Raw genomic sequence first — 2,588 nt, forward strand, 5'->3', positions numbered from 1 at the left:
CTTACCAAATCTGTGAAGTTCTTAATCCATCCAATTGTGATCAGGCTACGGTTTCGGTTTCAGTTCAGGCGGCTCCAATTGATGCAGTAAATAACACTTACACTGTTGATTGCGCAAACATTGGAACTATTGGAAACATACTTTCAAATGATTCCTTAAATAACAATACTGTTACTTTAGGCCAAATTAATTTATCAATTATCAATGGGTCTTATCCAAATTTGAATATCGATGCTAACGGTAATGTTTCTTTAACCAGTATCGGACATTGTGGTGATTATACGTTCACATATCAAATCTGTGAAAAATTAAATCCATCCAATTGTGATACTGCTACAGTAACCGTTTCCATTATTGATAACACACCTCCAACATTTACAGTACCAAATGGTATTACTTTAAATACCGATGCTAATTGTAATGTTGACAGCACTCCTGCATCAACCGGAAACCCAACAAACGTTAGTGACAATTGTGATGCCAATCCGGTAGTAACTTTTATAGACAATGATTGTTTTGGTAATTTCAATGAAGGTTCTGTAAATGCCGGTACTGGGAATTACTTCAATTTCAGCATTAGCGGTTTTGATAATTTAACCGCAAAAGATATTGAAAAAGTAGCTTTAGCTTTTGATACCAATCAAGGAAAAGGTAGAGTTCAATTTACACTGGTATCACCAAGTGGTCAAGGTGTAGTATTGGTTGGACCATACTGTAATGGTGGAGATTGCGATACTAATAATACAACAGAACTTTACTTACCTGTATTCTACCCAAATGCTTCAGGATATCCACAATGGAATAATAGTAATGTTATCCCAACAGGTGTTACTGTTAATATGACTCCTAATGGAAATCTTGCAGGTGCCAATACCATTACAGGTTTAACCTCATATGTGTCAAGTTTCGAAAACTTAACCGGACCAATGAATGGTACATGGTTTGTTTACGCTCAAAAAGTGGGTACTGAATTGGGTGCCATCCGTTTCAAAAGCGTTTGTTTGACTCCTGCTAATTCATGTCCGAATAATAAAGTAATTACCAGAACTTGGACAGTTACAGATGCTTGTGGAAATAAATCTACGGCAAGTCAAACTATCAAAATCCAGGATATCACGGCTCCAACATGGACTACCAGTGCCGGGTCTTTAGACAGAACTGTAGAATGTAGCGATGCTGCTGCTTTAGTGGCTGCACAAGCCCATGCTCCTATTGCTACTGACAACTGTTCCGGAACGGTAACTTATACAAAAACTCCGGGTCAATTTGTAGCCTCTCCAGGATGTTCGAATGCCGGTACCTATACAAATACATGGATTGCAAAAGATGTATGTGGTAATATCTCTACTGTATACACACAAGTTATCAGAGTTCAGGATACTATGGCTCCTATATGGACAACCATTGCAGATGCCTTAAATGTTACTGTAGAATGTAGCGATGCAACAGCTTTGGCCAATGCACAAGCCTTATTCCCGGTAGCTTCTGACTTATGTGATATTGATGTAACCAATATTATCAAAAAAGGGGGTAATTTCACTCCAACTTTAGGATGTGCTAATACGGGTACCTATACCAATACTTGGACGGTGATGGATGCCTGTGGAAATAATTCTACTGTATTCACACAAGTTATTACTGTTGTAGATACTATCAAACCACAAATAACTACTGCTGCTTCTAATCTGACAGTAGAGTGTGATGGTAATGGAAATCCGGCTGCATTGCAAGCTTGGATTGACTCTCACGGTGGCGCTGTAGCTACAGATGCTTGTTCTGCGGTGACTTGGACAAACAATTTTGATGAATTAAGCGATGGTTGTGGAAATACCGGTTCAGTAACCGTAACATTCACCGCAACTGACGGATGTAGTAATTTTGAAACTACAACGGCTACTTTTACAATACAAGATACTACCAAACCACAAATCACTACTGCCGCGTCTAATTCGACCGTAGAGTGCGATGGTAACGGAAATACAACTGCGCTTCAGGCTTGGTTAAACTCTAACGGTGGCGCTGTAGCATCCGATAATTGTTCGTCTGTAACCTGGTCTAACAACTTTACTTCTTTAAGTGATGGTTGTGGTAACACCGGTTCAGCAACAGTAATCTTTACTGCTACTGATTCTTGTGGTAACTTTGAAACTTCCACAGCTACCTTTACTATTCAGGATACTACCAAACCACAAATCTCAACTGCTGCTTCAGATTTAACAGTAGAGTGTGATGGAAATGGAAATGGTACTGCACTTCAGGCTTGGTTAAACTCAAACGGTGGTGCTGTTGCCTCAGATGCCTGTTCGTCTGTAACCTGGTCTAACAACTTTACTGCTTTGAGCGATGGTTGTGGCAACACTGGTTCAGCAACAGTAATCTTTACGGCTACGGATTCATGTGGTAACTTTGAAACTTCCACAGCTACCTTTACAATTCAGGATACTACCAAACCACAAATCTCAACTACTGCTTCTGATTTAACAGTAGAGTGTGATGGAAATGGAAATGGTGCGGCATTACAAGCTTGGTTAAACTCTAATGGTGGTGCTGTAGCTTCGGATGCCTGTTCCTCTGTAACCTGGTCTAAC

1 pseudogene is annotated in these 2,588 nt (G+C 39.8%); it reads left to right on the forward strand.

Annotated elements, in window-relative coordinates:
• Positions 1–2,588 (forward strand): annotated as a pseudogene (locus V7D82_RS07735) (hypothetical protein); the annotation flags it as partial.

Source organism: Flavobacterium sp., assembly GCF_036741995.1.
Taxonomy (GTDB): domain Bacteria; phylum Bacteroidota; class Bacteroidia; order Flavobacteriales; family Flavobacteriaceae; genus Flavobacterium.